General features: G+C 41.7%; 17 protein-coding genes and 4 pseudogenes. 12 read left to right on the top strand and 9 right to left on the bottom strand.

What is annotated here, in order from left to right; all coding sequences use genetic code 11:
• Positions 1 to 335, top strand: a 335-nt coding sequence (locus tag ACYTXL_RS16935) for a family 43 glycosylhydrolase (RefSeq protein ID WP_461925743.1), incomplete at its 5' end; no start/stop codon positions are given.
• Here the strand turns inward: ACYTXL_RS16935 and ACYTXL_RS16930 are convergent.
• Positions 329 to 516, bottom strand: a pseudogene (locus tag ACYTXL_RS16930) (DUF4383 domain-containing protein); the annotation flags it as partial. The gene ACYTXL_RS16935 and the pseudogene ACYTXL_RS16930 overlap by 7 nt on opposite strands.
• A gap of 1,009 nt (positions 517 to 1,525) precedes the next feature.
• Between ACYTXL_RS16930 and ACYTXL_RS16925 the strand changes: the two are divergent.
• The 5 genes and pseudogenes from ACYTXL_RS16925 to ACYTXL_RS16905 form a co-directional block, all read left to right on the top strand.
• Positions 1,526 to 3,106, top strand: a pseudogene (locus ACYTXL_RS16925) (glycosyltransferase family 1 protein); the annotation flags it as partial.
• A 96-nt stretch (positions 3,107 to 3,202) separates the two neighbouring features.
• Positions 3,203 to 3,544 carry a family 1 glycosylhydrolase gene (locus ACYTXL_RS16920; protein WP_461925742.1) on the top strand — a complete coding sequence of 114 codons (342 nt, stop codon included), beginning with the start codon at positions 3,203 to 3,205 and terminating at the stop codon, positions 3,542 to 3,544.
• Positions 3,516 to 3,647 (top strand): sugar nucleotide-binding protein, encoded by a 132-nt coding sequence (locus ACYTXL_RS16915; RefSeq protein ID WP_461925741.1) that lies wholly within the window; start codon positions 3,516 to 3,518, stop codon positions 3,645 to 3,647. Before ACYTXL_RS16920 ends, ACYTXL_RS16915 begins: the two co-directional genes overlap by 29 nt.
• Positions 3,646 to 3,783 (top strand): annotated as a pseudogene (locus ACYTXL_RS16910) (UDP-glucose 4-epimerase GalE); the annotation flags it as partial. The gene ACYTXL_RS16915 and the pseudogene ACYTXL_RS16910, both read left to right, overlap by 2 nt.
• Before the next feature lie 736 nt (positions 3,784 to 4,519).
• Positions 4,520 to 4,948 (top strand): hypothetical protein, encoded by a 429-nt coding sequence (locus ACYTXL_RS16905; RefSeq protein WP_461925740.1) that lies wholly within the window; start codon positions 4,520 to 4,522, stop codon positions 4,946 to 4,948.
• A 44-nt stretch (positions 4,949 to 4,992) separates the two neighbouring features.
• On the opposite strand, the gene ACYTXL_RS16900 is transcribed toward ACYTXL_RS16905, so the two are convergent.
• The 8 genes and pseudogenes from ACYTXL_RS16900 to ACYTXL_RS16865 all read right to left on the bottom strand — a co-directional run bounded on the left by ACYTXL_RS16900 (position 4,993) and on the right by ACYTXL_RS16865 (position 11,693).
• Entirely contained in the window at positions 4,993 to 5,796 is an 804-nt protein-coding gene (locus tag ACYTXL_RS16900) for a prohibitin family protein (protein WP_461925739.1), read from the bottom strand.
• Positions 5,797 to 6,119: 323 nt separating this feature from the next.
• Entirely contained in the window at positions 6,120 to 6,974 is an 855-nt protein-coding gene (gene purU / locus ACYTXL_RS16895) for a formyltetrahydrofolate deformylase (protein ID WP_461925745.1), read from the bottom strand.
• Positions 6,975 to 7,000: 26 nt separating this feature from the next.
• A complete protein-coding gene (locus ACYTXL_RS16890) occupies positions 7,001 to 7,642 on the bottom strand; it encodes a DUF4340 domain-containing protein (protein WP_461925738.1) in 642 nt (213 codons plus the stop codon).
• The gene (locus ACYTXL_RS16885) at positions 7,639 to 7,779 is read right to left on the bottom strand and encodes a hypothetical protein (protein ID WP_461925737.1); all 141 of its coding nucleotides are present in this window, start codon (positions 7,777 to 7,779) and stop codon (positions 7,639 to 7,641) included. The genes ACYTXL_RS16890 and ACYTXL_RS16885 overlap by 4 nt, the downstream gene beginning before the upstream one ends.
• Complete coding sequence (locus tag ACYTXL_RS16880) at positions 7,764 to 9,392, bottom strand: GldG family protein (RefSeq protein WP_461925744.1); 1,629 nt, start codon at positions 9,390 to 9,392, stop codon at positions 7,764 to 7,766. The genes ACYTXL_RS16885 and ACYTXL_RS16880 overlap by 16 nt, the downstream gene beginning before the upstream one ends.
• Positions 9,393 to 9,410: 18 nt before the next feature.
• Positions 9,411 to 9,782: pseudogene (locus tag ACYTXL_RS16875) on the bottom strand (four helix bundle protein).
• An 87-nt stretch (positions 9,783 to 9,869) separates the two neighbouring features.
• On the bottom strand, positions 9,870 to 10,682 hold the full coding sequence (locus tag ACYTXL_RS16870; RefSeq protein WP_461925736.1) for an ABC transporter permease: 813 nt from the start codon (positions 10,680 to 10,682) through the stop codon (positions 9,870 to 9,872).
• On the bottom strand, positions 10,683 to 11,693 hold the full coding sequence (locus ACYTXL_RS16865) for an ABC transporter ATP-binding protein (RefSeq protein ID WP_461925735.1): 1,011 nt from the start codon (positions 11,691 to 11,693) through the stop codon (positions 10,683 to 10,685).
• 192 nt (positions 11,694 to 11,885) lie between these two features.
• On the opposite strand from ACYTXL_RS16865, the gene ACYTXL_RS16860 reads away from it, so the two are divergent.
• The 6 genes from ACYTXL_RS16860 to ACYTXL_RS16835 form a co-directional block, all read left to right on the top strand.
• Positions 11,886 to 12,482, top strand: a complete 597-nt coding sequence (locus ACYTXL_RS16860) for a sigma-70 family RNA polymerase sigma factor (RefSeq protein ID WP_461925734.1) — start codon at positions 11,886 to 11,888, stop codon at positions 12,480 to 12,482.
• Positions 12,479 to 12,826, top strand: a complete 348-nt coding sequence (locus tag ACYTXL_RS16855; protein ID WP_461925733.1) for a hypothetical protein — start codon at positions 12,479 to 12,481, stop codon at positions 12,824 to 12,826. Before ACYTXL_RS16860 ends, ACYTXL_RS16855 begins: the two co-directional genes overlap by 4 nt.
• Before the next feature lie 12 nt (positions 12,827 to 12,838).
• Positions 12,839 to 13,321 carry a Spy/CpxP family protein refolding chaperone gene (locus ACYTXL_RS16850; RefSeq protein ID WP_461925732.1) on the top strand — a complete coding sequence of 161 codons (483 nt, stop codon included), beginning with the start codon at positions 12,839 to 12,841 and terminating at the stop codon, positions 13,319 to 13,321.
• A 4-nt stretch (positions 13,322 to 13,325) separates the two neighbouring features.
• On the top strand, positions 13,326 to 14,879 hold the full coding sequence (locus tag ACYTXL_RS16845) for a DUF1800 domain-containing protein (RefSeq protein WP_461925731.1): 1,554 nt from the start codon (positions 13,326 to 13,328) through the stop codon (positions 14,877 to 14,879).
• 243 nt (positions 14,880 to 15,122) lie between these two features.
• Positions 15,123 to 16,355 carry a DUF1501 domain-containing protein gene (locus ACYTXL_RS16840; RefSeq protein WP_461925730.1) on the top strand — a complete coding sequence of 411 codons (1,233 nt, stop codon included), beginning with the start codon at positions 15,123 to 15,125 and terminating at the stop codon, positions 16,353 to 16,355.
• Positions 16,356 to 16,460: 105 nt separating this feature from the next.
• Positions 16,461 to 17,359 (top strand): 1-aminocyclopropane-1-carboxylate deaminase/D-cysteine desulfhydrase (locus ACYTXL_RS16835; protein WP_461925729.1); only part of this gene is annotated, 899 nt, incomplete at its 3' end.

Genomic DNA, 17,359 nt, shown 5'->3' with positions numbered 1-17,359 from the left:
AAGGTAAATACTACTGCTTTTATAGTGGTGGACGCTGGGAAACTGAGAACTACGGCGTAGATTATGGCATTGCTGACAACGTGATGGGGCCTTACTCTGATGCAGGTAACGAAACCGGGCCACGGGTGCTAAAGTCTGTTCCTAATTTTGTTAGAGGGCCAGGACATAACTCTATTGTTCTTGGGCCAGATGGTAAGACTGAGTATGTTGTCTATCATGCTTGGACAGAAAACATGGATATGCGGCAAATCTGTTTAGATATGCTGATCTGGAAACTAGAAAGGCCATCTTGCAATGGCCCTACCTGGACACCGCAGACTATCAGCAACTATTGAAGATTTTGCGATACATTAACACCGCTCACTTTGGCTGGTATAACAACGCTATAGTAGCCAGCTGCGATCGCTGCTAATGCATTAAGCAAAACATTAGCGCCGAACAATGGCATTAAGCCGAAAAATGTCTTACCAAAGGCAACAATCCGATGAGCGCCAGCAAGGCATAAGAAACTGCAAATTATAATTCAACTTTGTCTTTCATATATTTCACTCTATCAAAAGTAATGAATACTATCTTAAGCAAGGCTTAGAGGTCTGACTGATATCAATGCTTGCACTTACTGCACTACCTATTTTATTTGATAAATATTGAGAGAAAAGCGATCGCTTCACCGATTTACATCATTAGAAGCGATCGCGTGAGGTTTATGAATTGAATTACAACCAATATTACACACAGCCAAAAGGCTTTTAATCCTACCCAAGGTTGAGAGAACAGATATATCATCAGGGTGAAAATTATAATACTTGTTTCTAATAAACCAACAATAAAAGAAATTACTTCATTTACTATGGGTTATAAAATAATTGTTACAGCAATATGTATTCAGCGTAAAAAATTAATCCATTTTTTGTATAAAAAAATACTAATTAATACTTAAAAACTAATCAATTTATATATACTATTAGGGTTAAATATTTAATATGAACAAAAAAGTCAGGTAATAAATAAGCTGATTTTATTAATTTTAATATTAATGATAATTGTTTTAATGATCTTGTGTACGAAACCGAACAGACAAGCATAAATATACTTGTATACTTGCATAAGTATCAAAGGTTACATTACACAAGGCAATACTTAACTTTAAATTTTAGGTATTCATAAAAATATAGTGCTTAGGACTTATTAAATAATTCGTAATTCGTAATTCGTAATTAAAGACATTTTCAGACGAGGATTTAAACCCCGACTGAAACTGACGCTACGTGTATACGTAGGGGTCTTAAACCCTTTTATTTACAATAAAAAAACTAACTTTATATTTATTTAGGTAGATGAAAGAAGTACATATAAAATAGTACATTATTAATGCAAGCAAGTATTTATTATACCGATTGGATGTTCAAAAGCAGCAAAATATGTTGCAAGCTTTTGCATGAAAGTAAGGTTGATGCTGCCTTCCAAAGAAAAAGTATTAGCGTTTAGCTAGTCAGAATTAATAATTTAAATAATGAGACGAACTATGAAAAGTGAAAAATCTCAAGTCAACAACAACGGTGTCAGCAATGTTATTTCGCGGAAGCAGCGTAAAACAAAGCGATCGCAGTTAGCCCAAACACAATCATCGAGTCCGTCAGGGTTGAATTTAACTTCGTCTAACAAAAAAGTTCAATCAACATAAACCTTTAAAGACACACCTGATATAGTTTGCCTATCTCATTTGCGTTGGAATTTCGTCTATGAAAGACCACAACATTTACTAACTCGCTGCGCTCAAGGAAAGCGAGTGTTCTTTATTGAGGAGCCAATTTTCTCTGAAGAACCCTTGGCAAGGTTAGATATAAACGAAGATTCTAATGGAGTAGTTGTGGTCGTGCCGCATCTACTGCAAGGTTTAAGTGAAGAAGGAATCAACGCAGATTTACAAGTACTAATTAATAATTTATTTGCAGAGCATAACATCAACAAATACATTTGTTGGTATTATACACCAATGGCGATCGCGTTTACTCGCCACTTGCAACCCCAAGCTGTGGTGTATGATTGCATGGATGAATTGTCTGCATTCCAAGGAGCATCACCCACTTTAAAGAATTACGAAGCCGAACTATTCAGCCGTGCAGACTTAGTATTTACAGGGGGACAAAGCCTTTACGAAAGTAAAGTGAACCAGCACCCCAATGTTTATGCCTTTCCTAGCAGTGTAAATGTCCCCCACTTTGGCCAGGCAAGAAATCTTCAAGAACCAGAAGATCAAGCTCATATTCCTCATCCTCGTCTTGGTTTCTTTGGCGTAATTGATGAACGGATGGATATCGAACTGCTTGCTGGAATTGCCGAAGCGCGCCCCAACTGGCATTTAGTAATTATTGGGCAAGTTGTCAAAATCGATCCCGCAACTCTGCCACAGCATGAAAATATTCATTATCTCGGTGGCAGAGATTATAAACACCTACCTGCCTATTTAGCAGGCTGGGATTTAGCAATGTTGCCGTTTGCGCGTAACGAGTCAACACGTTTTATTAGCCCTACCAAAACTCCAGAGTATCTTGCAGCGGGTAGACCTGTAGTATCTACCTCAATTCGAGATGTGGTTCGTCCTTACGGAGAATCGAAGCTGGTGCGAATTGCAGACACAGTTTCTGAGTTCGTTGCTGCCGCAGAACAAGGAATGCAAGAAGACACCGCAGCCTCAGAATGGTTGAGTCGAGTAGATGTCTTTTTAGAGAAGATTTCTTGGGATCGTACTTGGGTATCAATGATCAAGCTGATTGACTCTGCCATTGCTGCCCGTGATAGTGAAGACAAAGCTAACTCCACAGGTGCAGCTGGTAAACAAGCACCAAATATCATTACCAGAGATTTTGTCTTCGATTACTTGGTTGTCGGTGCTGGTTTTTCTGGTAGCGTCATTGCTGAACGTTTGGCAACTCAAGGTAAAAAAGTGCTGGTTGTAGACAAGCGCAATCACATAGGCGGCAATGCCTACGATCATTACAACGATGATGGCATTCTTGTACATAAATACGGCCCCCACATCTTTCACACCAATTCCCGCGAAGTCTTTGAATACCTCTCACGCTTTACTCAGTGGCGGTCGCACCGAAAATTTAGGATGGTGCGTTAGCCTCCGGCATAACACACCCTACAAACATCAAAAAGAGCGCATCAAATAAAATATCAACTTGAGTTGTAAATTATGGCTTCTGCTTTCAACTCGACACTCAACACTAACAAAGCACAACTTCCCCTAGAAGTTTGGGCTGGTGTCGAGTGTACGGTTAATCGTGTGGGTGAAGAGTATCTCGATCAGTTAGAACGCAATGGTCATGCAACGCGCTTGGATGACCTAAATTTATTCGCTGAACTTGGCATACACGCCATCCGCTATCCAATACTTTGGGAGCGGATAGCGCCCAATGGTTTGGAAAATGCTGACTGGTCGTGGGCGGATGAACGGCTGGGACGCTTGCGCGAACTCGGCATCCGTCCGATTGTGGGATTAGTGCATCATGGCAGTGGGCCGCGTGATACCATCTGAGTCTAATCCTTATGTCGAAACTGATACTGTTGCGCCCCTTAATATATATGGGTGCAGCAAAGTTTTGGCAGAAAAGCTGGTATTGCAGGCTCATCCGGCATAGACCAGGCGACCCTCCTATTTTAGTTGGCAGTAGCGACAAAGCAACTAAAATATTGGGTTGGCATCCAGAGTATCCTAATCTGAACGAAATTATCGCCCATGCTTGGCAATGGCATCAACAACGACATAAGTATTGATGCCAAAGACATTTTAAAACATCCTGTAAGGCTTAGAAATTCATTCTTTAGGTATTTGTAAGCCAATGGGAGAACTTGTTTGAATTGAAAGAATAACTTAAAATAGGTAACATTTAGTATTAGTTAATGAGCGTAATCGAGTCTTCTCTGCGAGACGCTACGCGAACGTCTGAAAATGTCTTTAATTACGAATTACGTTAGCGCAGGGTTAGCGAGTCCGCGTACTCTTACAGAGAGAAGCAAGCTACGTTTTTAGCGTCTCGTAGAGAGCGTCATTACGAACGAACTTGTACTGAGCGCAGCCGTTGGCGCAGCCTCTCGTAGAGAAGTATTACGAATTATTTAACTGTGTATTACAAGTATCAAATTTTCAAATGGCATTTAAATCATGTTCTACTTTATTTAAAGTACCTATGACTCAGTATTTTTGGATCTAACTAAAGGAATACAATTTTTATTTATTTTAATAGATGTTAGGAAATAACTGCATAAATTAACTGTATAAATAATAATCCGGGCATAACCTCTCTCTGTACGAGCCAGCTGGATTTTCGCTTTGACTCTATTACTACTACCTTTTTCACTACGAAACAGTTCTTTATGTGCATAAAATTTATCAATACAAAATATTTATGTATAATTGCTTAACTTGGGGAATTCTAACTTCTATTTAGTCCTAGACTTTTTGGACTTTTTGTTCTAAAGTACGGTTAGTTAATAAAATTACTGTACAAATATGAACGAGATCGAAAAGAGTGGCCAAGAGTTGTTATTGCAAACTCCAGAAAATTTACCTAAAACATTATTGCAGAAGCTCAGAGGTGGATTTTTCTTAGTGATTGGATATTTATTGTCACCATTATGCTGGTGGAATGATCTAGTGTTCAATTTACCAATTGCTTATTTTTTCGGTTATATTTGTAGTCTTTTTGCTCCTAAATTACTTATGCCTTGCGTGATAATGGGTTACTGGCTATCTAACATTATTGGTATTCTGTTGATGCAAGCAGGTGCAATCGATATATTCCAAAAACAAAACCAAGAAGACAACTTAAAAAAAGAGCTATTGACAGGCTTAGTCTCTTCAACCGCTTATACCTTTTTGATTCTGATATTAATCCACTTTAGCATTATCGATACTCCTAGTTTCTTTTCTGGTAATTAACAAAAAAACAGTCTCCAGTACTGAGTTATTGCATTATAGGCAAATTACTTCAATTTTAAAATCTCGCTTGGATTTAAAAACTTCGGTGTATCCTTTGTCACAATTAAAGGTAATTTACCATCCCATTTTTCTATTGCCTGCCTTGTCAAAATTTCATTAGTCAAACTATCATGTAGTAATCTGTTTATTTCTGCTTCTCCTTTAGCTAAATTAACCTTAGCTTCGGCTTCTTTTGCTGCTTTCAGCACGACAAAATCTGCTCGTTTGGCATCTTGTTCTGCAATTTGTTTTGCTTCAACTGCTTCAGTGAACTTATCTGAAAAGTTGACATGAACCAGTGAAATATCATCAACTGCAATATGGTAGTCATGCAATATCGCTGTTAAGGTATCATCAACTCCAGATTTTACTTCTCCTCGTTTAGTAACTATTTCTTCTGTCGTATACCTTGATATAACTGCTTTCAAAACTTCCTCTACCGCCGGATTAATAATTTTTTCAACTATATCTTTTTCATCACCAATTTCTTGAAAAATTATATTGGTTTCTTCAGGAATAACGTGCCAGTTTAATACTACATCTGTAAATACATCTTGTAAATATTTAGAAGAAGCTTCAGCAGAGACTTCTTGTTTTTGAACTCTCACACTGATTCTTTTGACTGTATTGACAATGGGAATTATGATATGTATTCCTTCGCCTAATACTGTTTTCTGTACCTCGCCAAACTGCATTAACACCCCACGTTCTCCAGCATTTACAACCACAAAAGGTGTCAGCAAAATTGTGATTAAAAATAAAAGTGCTGTGATTTTACCAGCATTATTTGTGAATTTAATTTGTTTCATATTTACCAAGACAATGGTTATACCATTTTGGCAATTTATTAATGAGTATTAATAATAATACATTAAATCGATAAAGATAGTCAAATTTATAAAAATTTTATGTGAGTATGTCAGATTTTTTAAGTGTAAATGCTTAGAATTACTTGGAATCGGAATTAAATTTTATAGTGTATACTCAAATACTTATTAGTCATAAGACAATTTGTACTTAATGTGTTCTCATAAACGTTCAATAGGATTAAGCTCTGGGTTATTGGCAGGCTGAAAAATTGGAATAACATTATCAGGCCATTTTAAGTCCAAAGATTCATTCGGATATAAAATCACTCAAATACTACTGTCCTATTTCCATAGACTAATACACGATTTTGCAAGTGCGATCGCACCGCTCTTGCTAATACAACTCTCTCCAAATCTTTACCTTTTCTCACTAAATCATCAACTTCATCACGGTGGCTAACTCGCACCACATCCTGTTCAATAATTGGGCCTGCATCTAAATCAGCAGTGGCATAATGAGCAGTTGCACCAATAATTTTTACCCCACGTTCAAAAGCTCGGTGATAAGGATTAGCTCCTATAAAAGCTGGTAAAAATGAATGATGAATATTGATAATTTGCGGAAATTGAGTTATAAAGTTTGCACTAACAATCTGCATATATTTCGCCAAGACAACTAAATCTATTTTGTACTGGCGTAGTAATTTTAATTGTTGGGCTTCTTGTTCTGATTTATTATCTTTACTGATGGGAATGTGCTGGAAGTCGATATTAAATTGCTCTGCCACTACCTTTAAATTAGAATGGTTACTAATAATTAAATGAATCTCCCCAACAAACTCTTTAGCGCGTTGTCGCCAAATCAAGTCAAATAGACAATGATCTTGCCGACTTACCCAAATAGCGATGCGTGGTACTGTATCAGAAAAACGTACTTCCCACTTAGCGCCTAAAGGTTGTGCGATTGCATTAAATGCAGGGGCAATAAATTCTCGCTCTAAATTGAACCCATCTAATTGCCATTGAATGCGCGTGAGAAATAACCCAGCAGCAAAGTCTGTATGCTGATCTGCATGGATAATATTACCACCATTGGAATAGATGAAATTGGCGAATTTCGCCACCAATCCTCGCTGATCGGGGCAGGAAATGAGCAATGTTGCTGTCGGATTTTTCATCATAATATCAACATATTTTTAATTAATTATTTGCTGTTTTTCGGACTTGGTAAAGGCGTGCTGAGTCCAGGCAGTTTCTGACTATTATCTACAGGTTGCTTCCACTCTGATAGTTCCCGATTCACAGCATTTGCAAAATCTGTAGATACCAATAGCACATTTATATTCCCGTCGGGTTTAGCAGCAGGATCAGTTTGAGCATATAAAAAACGACCATTAAAGTTAGATTTTCCCAAAAGCAACTGATGGCTTTGGCGGTTTTTCAGGATTATATTGATAGTTGCTTGGGGTGGATTTAAGGCAAATTCTCCAAGCTCTTTTGCTGGAGTTGATAAAGTGCGTAGTTTACCGCCGTAGGCATCGCTCTTACCTTTGACTAATAAATCCATCAAATAAAAAACAATAGCATCATTTGCTGGGGCTGATATCGGAGATTTGATTAACCACTTGGGGTTACTAGATTTAGGGCTACGTTCCAGATTCAGGGTGATTTTTTTTGTCTTGACTGTTAAAGACTGCACATCATCTTCTCCAAAAGAGAAAATTTTCTGTTTTTGCTCCTTGATTTCTTCTCGCACAGTTGCACCTCGAATTTCATAGAAGTAAACAAAACCACCTAAACCCAGCGCTAGCAGTATCAAAATTAAAGTCGTTCGTGGCAATTTCATTTTTTAATTATTGGGCATTGGGCATTGGTGAAAACTACTAACTCCTGTACAGACGCGATTAATCGCGTCTCTCCTAACTCCTGTACAGACGCGATTAATCGCGTCTCTCCTAACTCACTTCTTACCGTCGTTTCCACCAGATAATAACTGCCGCCGCCAACCCAATTAAGGGTAAAACTAACAAAGACGACAATATTAAAAGATTCGCTTGGGTAGTCGTCAAGGTGATTCGACGGTTTTTCGGTTCTTTGGGGCGAATGGAAAGGGGTTGCTTCTCCTGTTGACTCAGCCAAGTAACTGAGTTGAGAAATACATCTCCATTTAGTTGCTGTTGAAACAAGCCATCGGTGGCGAAGCTAGAATTTCCGAAAACTACTAACCGGGATTCGGTGACTGTTTGAGATGAGGGAGTGGGAGAAGCCTTGCTTTGGGTGGTTGGTGATGGTAGGCGTGAAGGTGTGGGTGAAGCTTGGGGAGTGGAAGTAGATTTAGCTGCTTGTTTTCTGGTTAAAGCTACGCCCAAGGTCAGAGGCCCTTTGAGGTCTTTATCTGCATTAAACTCCAATTTTTCGCTTTTAAGGTCGCTTTCTGCCCAACTATTGGGATAGGGTTTGGTTCGCAGCAGTGGAGTAGCTTCGACACCAGGTACAAAAGTAATTTGCAGCGCTCGTGCAACCGGATAAAAAGAAATGCCGTTAGCGAAATCTTTGGTAATTGGATGTTGACCGTATTCTGTCACTAAGGGCGCAGCAGGGCCAAGTCCCACGCTATCCTTTGAAACATCTACTGCTAAACGATTATCCAGATGAACACCCCACTCTTGTAGCAAGCTGTCAACTTTGGGATCGGTATTGGGATCAATCATCAGCAGTAAGTTACCGCCCCGATTCAGATATTCTTGCAAGGCTTTGACTTCACCCTCAAACAGCCCTCGCTTGGGGCCAGCTACTATTACGACAGCCGCATCTTGAGGAACTTTGGAAGTTTCTGCTAGATTCAGGGGTGCTGTTATAAAACTTTTGTCACCTAATCCCTGAACTGCTTGTGATATTGCATCTTTACCAGCCGAAAGTTGGCGTTCGCCATGACCTTGGAGTAAGTAAACTTTGGCTGTGGTTGAATTTGTTAGTTGTTGCAGGCGACTAGTTAATCTGATTTCCGACAGGCGTTGATTTTCATTTACTGTTTGCACTAATTGCCGTTTATCGCCAGATTCTAGGTAAACTTCCCCATAATCTTTGACACCAAACTTTTCTGCAAGTCCTGGTCTAGCTTGGGGATCGATGTACTCATATTTAAATTTTGAGCTTTGCCGTTGATAATTTTCTAGCAGTTCTCGGTCTTGGGGATTCTGGTTAATATCAAACACCCACACCTTAACTGGCTGTGGTAAAACACTTATTAATTCCCGTGACTGAGGCGCAAGCGTAAACAATTGAGTTTCTGTTAAGTCCGCTCGCAAGTGATAGCGAGTCCCCAAAAAGTTAATCAATCCCAAAATTGCCAATACTGCCAGAGTTGCTACTAGGGCATTAGTCCCAGCTTGGGTAGAACGACGCCTCCACCAGTTAGTTTGGTAGCTTTGCCATATTATCCACAACCCACTGATCACAATTCCGGTAATTATGAATGTTAATGGAATTAATCCCCACTGGTCAGAGACTAATCCAACTGTTAAGCCGACAGTAATTAGGAACGGGCCAAACCAAAATAGATATTTCCACAGTTTCTTTTTTGCAACTATCTTCATATTATTTGTCATTAGTCATTAGTCATCTGGTACATTGCCAATTGAGTTTAAGTAGGAGTTTAATTTTGGCGCTAGTTCCTTATTGATTGTTTTGATTGCATTTATCTGTTCGGTAGTTAAAAGGTTACGAGTATAAGCCCGTCTTAACCAATGTTCAGTTTCATTCAAAGAACCTATCGCTATTTTTATGAAACGTCTATTGTCTTGAAAACTACCTCTTCCTAGACCTTCCGCTATATTGGCACCGATACTATCGGCTGAACGTACAATCTGTTTACCAATCGGATCTTTTGCAAAAAAATTCCATCCTTCAACAATTTTCCAAATGTCATCTGCTCATTTTTCTGATAATTGATAAACCTGTAATTCTTGGAAACGATTTGTTGCCATTTATTCAGTTGTCTTGCTGACTTTTAGTCACTCAATTTTCGTCCATATATTTTTACTTGTCGCTATTTTTTGACAAATGAAAAATAACTATTGTCTTTGAAAGCGCAGTGCATCAATTGATTGAGCTGTGAGAAAGATTCCTAAAAAAATGTAACTGGCAAATAAAATTAAGGCGCTGGTATCAAAAATACCTTGAATTAAAGTGTTGTAATGTTTCAGCAATGAGAGATAACCTAATGCCTCGCCCACGGGGCCAGGGACAATTTTGCCGATTAAATCAATCAATAACAATAATAAGATTACTGCAAAGGTGAGAACGGCAGACAGAATTGTGCTGTCTGTTAATGAGGAAATAAACATTCCTACAGATAAAATTGCTGCTGCTAGCAAGATTAATCCCAAATGACCCAGCAAGGGAATTGAGAAGGCCATTGGTGGATTTGAGCCACTGATTGCGATCGCTTCCAACACTAGCATAGGTACAACCATTGTGGTAAAAAATGTGATTACGCCTAATAATTTACCTACAGCTACCGCCCAATTGGTGATTGGTGACGTGGCTAACAGTTCTAAAGTGCCGCGCTTACGTTCTTCGGCATAGAGTCCCATTGAGAGAATTGGCAGGATAAACAACAATAGCCACCCCATGCGATCCAAAAATGCTCGGACAAATTCGTAAGGGACATCTATCGGGGGTACTGGCACTCCCTGTTGTTGCCCTTGTAAATCTATTGCCGCAACTCCGGTCAAAATACCATCTGGCCCTAGCAAAATCATCACGAAAAATAACCCGGCGATGAACCAAAATATGCCTGCGATCGCATAAGCCAAAGGTGATACAAAATAACTCTGTAACTCTCGGCGATAAATGGCAATAATATTACTCAGCACTACACCCATTTACGCTGCCTCTCCTTCGTTGTCTGCTGCTAAGTCTACCTCAGTATCGAAATTCTTTTCTTCTGTGGTCAGTTGCAAGAATACATCTTCTAAGGTGGCATTAACACGCCGCAGTTCATGTAAACCGAATCCTGCACGTACTAATGTTGTGGCAATATCGCGCCCTGGTTCTTTTCCCGGTTGCGATATCACCCGCAGATAAGCGCGGTTTTCCTGGGGTTGATGACCATGCATTCCAGCTGTCGAAATTGATTCTACCAGACTCACACCCGCGACTTTTTGCAATACCTGTTTCGCTAGGGCCGCTTCTCCTTCAATTTCCAATTCATACCCTGAACCACCTGTCAACTGGGTCATCAAATTTTCGGGTGTATTAGTTGCCACAACTTTACCGCGATTGATGATGGCGACGCGGCTGCAAGTCATGCTCACTTCTGGCAGAATGTGCGTGGAAAGAATAATTGTGTGAGTTCCAGCGAGGCTTTTAATTAAATTCCGCACCTCAATTATTTGTCGGGGATCGAGTCCGACGGTGGGTTCATCCAAAATGATCGCTGGGGGATCGTGGACGATCGCTTGAGCAATTCCTACCCTTTGGCGATATCCTTTAGAGAGTTTGCGAATAATCACTCGCCGCTTATCTTCTAAATTACAGCGTTCGATCGCAGCTGTTACTTTATTAGTGCGATCGCCTGCTGAAACTCCCTTAATTCGGGCGACAAAATGCAAAAATCCCTCCACCGTCATTTCTGGATATAACGGCGGTGTTTCGGGTAAATAACCAATGCGTTGGCGCACAGCTAGGGAATTTTCATGGACATCATAGCCAGCAATCCGGACATTACCATTTGTTGCCGGTAAATAACCAGCAAGAATTCGCATGGTTGTGGTTTTACCAGCGCCATTGGGGCCTAACAACCCTAAAATTTCCCCCGGTTCGACGTTAAAAGTGACATCAGTAATCGCTGGGGTAGAGCCGTATATTTTACTTAGATGTTCAACTTCGATCATTGGTATAGTGGCGATCGCAATTTATAGGATACCCAACAATCTTAAACGGTAAATGATAAGCAAGTATTGAGACCTGCACCTACCTTGAACAGGTGTTGCCTATACCCAAACTTCTAACCCATTTGAACCTTTTTCCCATTCATCTGGTCTAATAAATACAAGCAACGAAACGGATAGAGGAGAACGCCTCAGGTGTTAGTTGTGCCAGCCAAGGTTAATAAAGCAAATCAATCCATTAGCGAATCAGAAAGCGAATCTGACAGTTATCTAGTAGAGCAGTGCCTGCGGGGTGATACCCAAAGTTACGGTCAGCTTTACCGACGCCATCAGCAAAGAGTGAGGTCAATCCTCTATAAACTATGCACTCCAGCCTCTCTCGACGATGTAGTGCAGGAAGTGTTTTTGCAAGCCTGGAAAGGATTGCCCAAGTTTCGCCAAACAGCAAAATTCTCCACCTGGGTGTACCGAATTGCTTGGAACGTGGCTTATGACCAGCGACAGGCAGATGTTCAAAGGCGAACTCAATTACAGATTTTGAGTGAAAAAATTCCTACCCAACAGGAAGCGCCTGAGTTAATGAATATGCATTATCAAGACCTTGTGCAACGGGGACTGGCAAATCTAAGTTTTGACCATCGGACGATCTTGGTTTTGCATGATTTGGAAGAAGTACCTCAAAAAGAGGTAGCAAAAATCCTGGACATTCCTCTGGGAACAGTCAAGTCACGCCTATTCCATGCTCGTGCTGCCATGCGTCAATTTCTCCAAAACCAAGGAGTACAGCTATGACTCAGTTGCCCAATGATGATGCTGACCTAATTAATTTTCTCTGCCAACATTCTCCAGAAGTTCCGCCAGCCTCGCCAGATTTAGAACAGCAAATTTTACAACAGGTGAAAACTTGGCCTCAAGCACCCTTACGTCACTATTCAAGGCTGAGGTTAGTTCTGCCTGCTCTTGCTGCGGGATTAGTAGCTGCGATAGTTGGCTACCGTGCCTTGATACCTGCTCAATCGAGTCCGGCTGAACTTGCCAGATTGGAAACTTTTATTGAAAGCAATTGGCAAGCTACAGCCAGTAGCGAACATCTGGAAAGTGATGTATGGCATTTTACAGACTTAGATACTGAATAGGAGATCACTTTGATGTTAATACGTCGTGTTTCCATTTTGGCGGTGGCGATGATTGCCTTTAGTAGCACTATTGCTCTGGCCAAGCCAACTTTAGTTTCACGCCAAGTCATTGCCCAAACCCCCACAAGTGTACCTCGGACAAATGGTGGTAAATCAGGGGGATGGCTCAAGGATTTGAATTTGACATCCGAGCAACTGCAACAGATTAAGCAAATTCGTAATCAATCCAAACCGCAGATAGCCCAAAAATCACAGATGATACGTCAAGGGCAACAGGAATTACATGACCTGATAGCAGGGACAGCTACTAAAGAGCAAGTGCGTGATAAATATAAGGAAATCAAGCTTGTACAGCAACAGCTTGCTGATGTCCAGTTTGAAAATACGCTTGCGATTCGGGAAATCTTGAACCCAGAGCAACGGCGGATATTTGCCGATCGCATGTATAAGAAAAATCCTCGCCCAAATCCTCCACCCGCAGCACAACACAATTAACTCTATGACTGTCAAGCCTAAATATTCGGTGTTGTTGCTGTTTATCTTACTGGGAGGAATTGACCCCAGTCATGCAGCCTCCATACCTGTTGAGCCAAAAGTATTACATATAATTAATCGCCTCAGCTTTGGCCCTCGTCCCGGAGATGTGCAAAGAGTGGAATCTATGGGTATAGAGCAATACATTCAAGAGCAACTCTCACCCGATTCCATTCCCGAACCGGAAAGTCTCACCACCCAACTTCAGCAGCTAGATACTCTCCACTTGAATCCAGTGGAACTCTTAGAATATGGCACAACTAATCTCCCAGGACAAAAACCCAGCCCAGAAGAAATAAAAACTGCCAACAAGCGGGGTAAACAGGTGCTAGATCAGGCAGTCCAGGCACGGTTATTAGAGGCAACTAGCAGTCCTCGACAACTCCAGGAAGTGATGGTGGACTTTTGGTATAACCATTTTAATGTGGATGCTGCTAAAGGACGCGATCGCCTCTGGGTGGGAGCTTATGAACAAGAGGCGATTCGACCTTACGCTTTGGGTCGCTTTCGTGACCTGTTGGGGGCAACAGCTCATCATCCAGCTATGCAGTATTATCTAGACAACTTCCAAAATCGGGCTGACAGCCGCCCCGATGCTCAGGGTAATATCCGAGGTTTGAATGAGAACTATGCTCGTGAACTGATGGAATTGCACACTCTCGGCGTGGATGGAGGTTATACTCAGCAAGATGTAATTGCTCTGGCGCGGATTTTGAGTGGTTGGGGTTTCAGTCGTCCCGGTCAGCAGACAGATAATAATTTCGGATTTTACTTCAACCCAAAGCGTCATGATTTTAGCGACAAAGTTTTCCTGGGACACACAATTAAAGGCGGTGGTGAAACCGAAGGGGAGCAAGCTCTAGATATTTTGGCTCGAAGTCCGGCGACTGCACGTCATATCAGCTATCAGATAGCTCAATATTTTGTCAGCGATCGCCCCCCCAATTCTCTGGTAAACCATCTCACACAACGTTATCTTACCACTGATGGCAATATTCGTGAGGTTCTCAACACCCTATTCCACAGCCGGGAATTCTGGGATGCAAAAAACTTTAATGCCAAGTTTAAAACACCCTATCAATACGCCATCTCGGCGGTGCGAGCCACAGGCATCGAAGTGAATAACACAAGACCAATCTCCAACCTGCTGCAACAGTTGGCAATGCCTCTATACCATTGCCAAACTCCAGACGGTTACAAAAACACAGCAGATGTGTGGTTAAATCCTGATGCGATGAACCGCCGTCTCAGCTTTGCGACAGCGATCGGCAATGGAAATTTACCCTTATCAACCATGCCAACAAATATGGAAGCGGGGGAGAGTCCACTGGGACAAGGGAAAATCGGCACTGAGCAAATACCTTTACAAAAGTCCCCCAGAATTCCTGTAGATGCTTGGCAACTAACCAATACATTGGGCAATTCTTTTTCAGTAAAAACGCAGAAGGCGATCGCCTCTAATGACTCTCAAATTCGCAGTGCTTTAATCTTGGGCAGTCCAGAATTTATGCGTCGTTAGGGACTTCCAACAAATAAATTACCCAATCTTGTGGGGTGGGCGACACGAGATCCCCTAAGCTAAGGCGGGCAAGATGCCCACCCCACAAGAAGTAGTTGAGTATTTTTTTATTTGTCAGTCCCTTAGTTGCACAATTGTCAGTTACAAAACTCATATAGCACGCTGGAAGGCAATATGCCCTCTTAGCGCAGATAAGTTGTATTCTACCAAATTGAAAACTGTCATAATTAAGTACTTTTAAAGATGAAAAGACGTAATTTTCTCATCCAAAGTGGAATTTTTTCAGCCGCCGCAATCACAGCCATAGGTAACAATGCTTGGGTAGCTAGATCCGCTATCCCTAACAGCGATCGCCAGCGCTTGATTGTAATCTTCCTCCGGGGGGCGGTAGACGGTTTAAACGTCGTAGTGCCTTACTCACAAACAGCTTATTATCAAGCCCGACCGCAAATTGCTATTCCCCAACCAGGGAAGGAAGGGGGAGTCTTAGATTTAGATGGACGCTTTGGGTTGCATCCAGCATTAGCTCCTCTGATGCCCTTCTGGCAGCAGAGTAGTCTGGCATTTGTTCATGCTTGTGGTTCCCCCGATCCCACTCGCTCTCACTTTGATGCTCAACAATATATGGAAAACGCTACCCCTGGTGACAAACATACTCAAGATGGTTGGATGAATCGTTTACTAGGGGTAATTTCTCAAAAAACACCTATCCAAGCAGTCAGTGTCGGAGAAACAACACCCTGGATTTTTTCTGGTCGGATGCCTGTAGCTAACATAGCATCAGGGAGAAATGCTAGTAGACCTCTGCCAATAGATCGTCCTCAATTATCAGCAGCATTTGACCAACTTTATGGCGGTAATGATGCCCTAAGTCAGACCTATCAGCAAGGACGGATGGCGCATCAGGCCATCCTGAATGATCTGGATAGTGAAATGAAAATGGCGAATAATGGTGCGCCTTTACCTGATGGCTTCGCCAGCGATGCCCAACGATTGGCGCAACTAATGGTCAAAGACCCCAGAATTGAGTTAGGGTTTATGGCTTTGGGGGGTTGGGATACCCATGTCAATCAAGGTAGCACTCAAGGACAATTAGCTCGGAACCTAAAAAAATTGGGTTCAGGTTTGGCAACTTTGGTCAACGGTTTGGGGAGCGTTTACCAGAATACGACAATTGTGGTCATGTCCGAGTTTGGTCGTACAGTCAAACAAAATGATAATGGTGGTACTGACCACGGTCATGGGAATGTTATGTGGGTTTTGGGCGGTAAAATTCGCGGTGGTAAAGTTTACGGTGAATGGCCTGGTCTATCTACAGCCCAACTCTACCAAGGTAGGGACTTGGCTATTACCACTGATTTTCGGGATGTTATCTCTGCCGTGTTGTCAGATCATCTACATCTCAACGAAGCAAAATTGCATCAAGTGTTGCCAAATTACGCCTCTACTCAGAAAGTAGCATTAATTGTCAAGTAAGCAATGAGCAATTATTTTTTTCACAAACCCTTTGCACTTAGTCCTGGTGATTAGAAATCGCGGCTATACAAAGAACGCCGAGATTATAACTTGGAATATTTACCGATGTCGTTAATATTTCTTCCTCCTCCTTTACAGCAAATCAACAGCGAAATCGCCCGTGACGCTGGTGTTGATCTGTATGTGCTACGCCTCGATCTCATGCACCCCTTGGTTAACGGTAACAAGTGGTTCAAGCTGAAATACAATCTTTTGGAGGCCGAGGAAAAAAATTTCACGACGCTGCTGACTTTTGGCGGCGCTTATTCCAATCACATCTATGCAACTGCGGCGGCTGGTAATCTTTTCGGTTTTCGCACCATTGGTGTAATTCGTGGAGAACAGAAGCTACCACTCAACCGGACGCTGAGTTTCGCTGTACAACAGGGTATGCAGCTTGTGTACTTGAACCGCGAGACGTATCGACAGCGCAACACACCAGCGCTACAGGAATATCTGCAACAACGCTTCGGTGGGGTGTTTATCATTCCCGAAGGTGGGAGTAATTTAAATGGTGTGCGCGGTTGCACAGAGATAGTTGGTGATGCGATGCCCAACTCTTGGAGACGCTGCGCGAACGACAGGCTCAGGGTAAGACCTACGGCTGGCTACACCTACGCATTTGATCATATATGCGTAGCCTGCGGTACGGCTACCACACTGGCTGGTATTGCGCTATCGTTGGATCAAAAGCAAAGAGCGATCGCTTTTCCAGTATTGAAAAATGGGGCTTTTCTCGCACAAGAAATCGAAAGTTTATTGACAAATTACCTCGCATCTGATTTACCCTCGCCATATACCTCTCCGGCTGACTGGGAATTAGTGTGTGATTACCACTTTGGCGGCTATGCAAAGGTGAACGAGGAGTTGCTACTGTTTAGCCAGCAGTTCAGAGAGGAACATGGCATACCCCTCGATTACGTATATACCGCTAAAATGTTTTACGGAGTGATGGATTTACTAAA

This window comes from Nostoc sp. (assembly GCF_054880495.1).
The sequence above is the reverse complement of the archived record's forward strand: the minus strand, read 5'-3'. Positions and strand labels throughout refer to the sequence as shown.

What these genes read in the sequence shown, in the direction of transcription:
- ACYTXL_RS16855 (WP_461925733.1), top strand. Translation starts at nt 12,479, where the DNA reads ATGACTCAGTTGCCCAATGATGATGCTGACCTAATTAATTTTCTCTGC.
- ACYTXL_RS16905 (WP_461925740.1), top strand. Translation starts at nt 4,520, where the DNA reads ATGAACGAGATCGAAAAGAGTGGCCAAGAGTTGTTATTGCAAACTCCA.
- ACYTXL_RS16890 (WP_461925738.1), bottom strand. Translation starts at nt 7,642, where the DNA reads ATGAAATTGCCACGAACGACTTTAATTTTGATACTGCTAGCGCTGGGT.
- purU (WP_461925745.1), bottom strand. Translation starts at nt 6,974, where the DNA reads ATGAAAAATCCGACAGCAACATTGCTCATTTCCTGCCCCGATCAGCGA.
- ACYTXL_RS16850 (WP_461925732.1), top strand. Translation starts at nt 12,839, where the DNA reads ATGTTAATACGTCGTGTTTCCATTTTGGCGGTGGCGATGATTGCCTTT.
- ACYTXL_RS16880 (WP_461925744.1), bottom strand. Translation starts at nt 9,392, where the DNA reads ATGAAGATAGTTGCAAAAAAGAAACTGTGGAAATATCTATTTTGGTTT.
- ACYTXL_RS16900 (WP_461925739.1), bottom strand. Translation starts at nt 5,796, where the DNA reads ATGAAACAAATTAAATTCACAAATAATGCTGGTAAAATCACAGCACTT.
- ACYTXL_RS16840 (WP_461925730.1), top strand. Translation starts at nt 15,123, where the DNA reads ATGAAAAGACGTAATTTTCTCATCCAAAGTGGAATTTTTTCAGCCGCC.
- ACYTXL_RS16915 (WP_461925741.1), top strand. Translation starts at nt 3,516, where the DNA reads ATGGCAGTGGGCCGCGTGATACCATCTGAGTCTAATCCTTATGTCGAA.
- ACYTXL_RS16870 (WP_461925736.1), bottom strand. Translation starts at nt 10,682, where the DNA reads ATGGGTGTAGTGCTGAGTAATATTATTGCCATTTATCGCCGAGAGTTA.
- ACYTXL_RS16845 (WP_461925731.1), top strand. Translation starts at nt 13,326, where the DNA reads ATGACTGTCAAGCCTAAATATTCGGTGTTGTTGCTGTTTATCTTACTG.
- ACYTXL_RS16920 (WP_461925742.1), top strand. Translation starts at nt 3,203, where the DNA reads ATGGCTTCTGCTTTCAACTCGACACTCAACACTAACAAAGCACAACTT.
- ACYTXL_RS16865 (WP_461925735.1), bottom strand. Translation starts at nt 11,693, where the DNA reads ATGATCGAAGTTGAACATCTAAGTAAAATATACGGCTCTACCCCAGCG.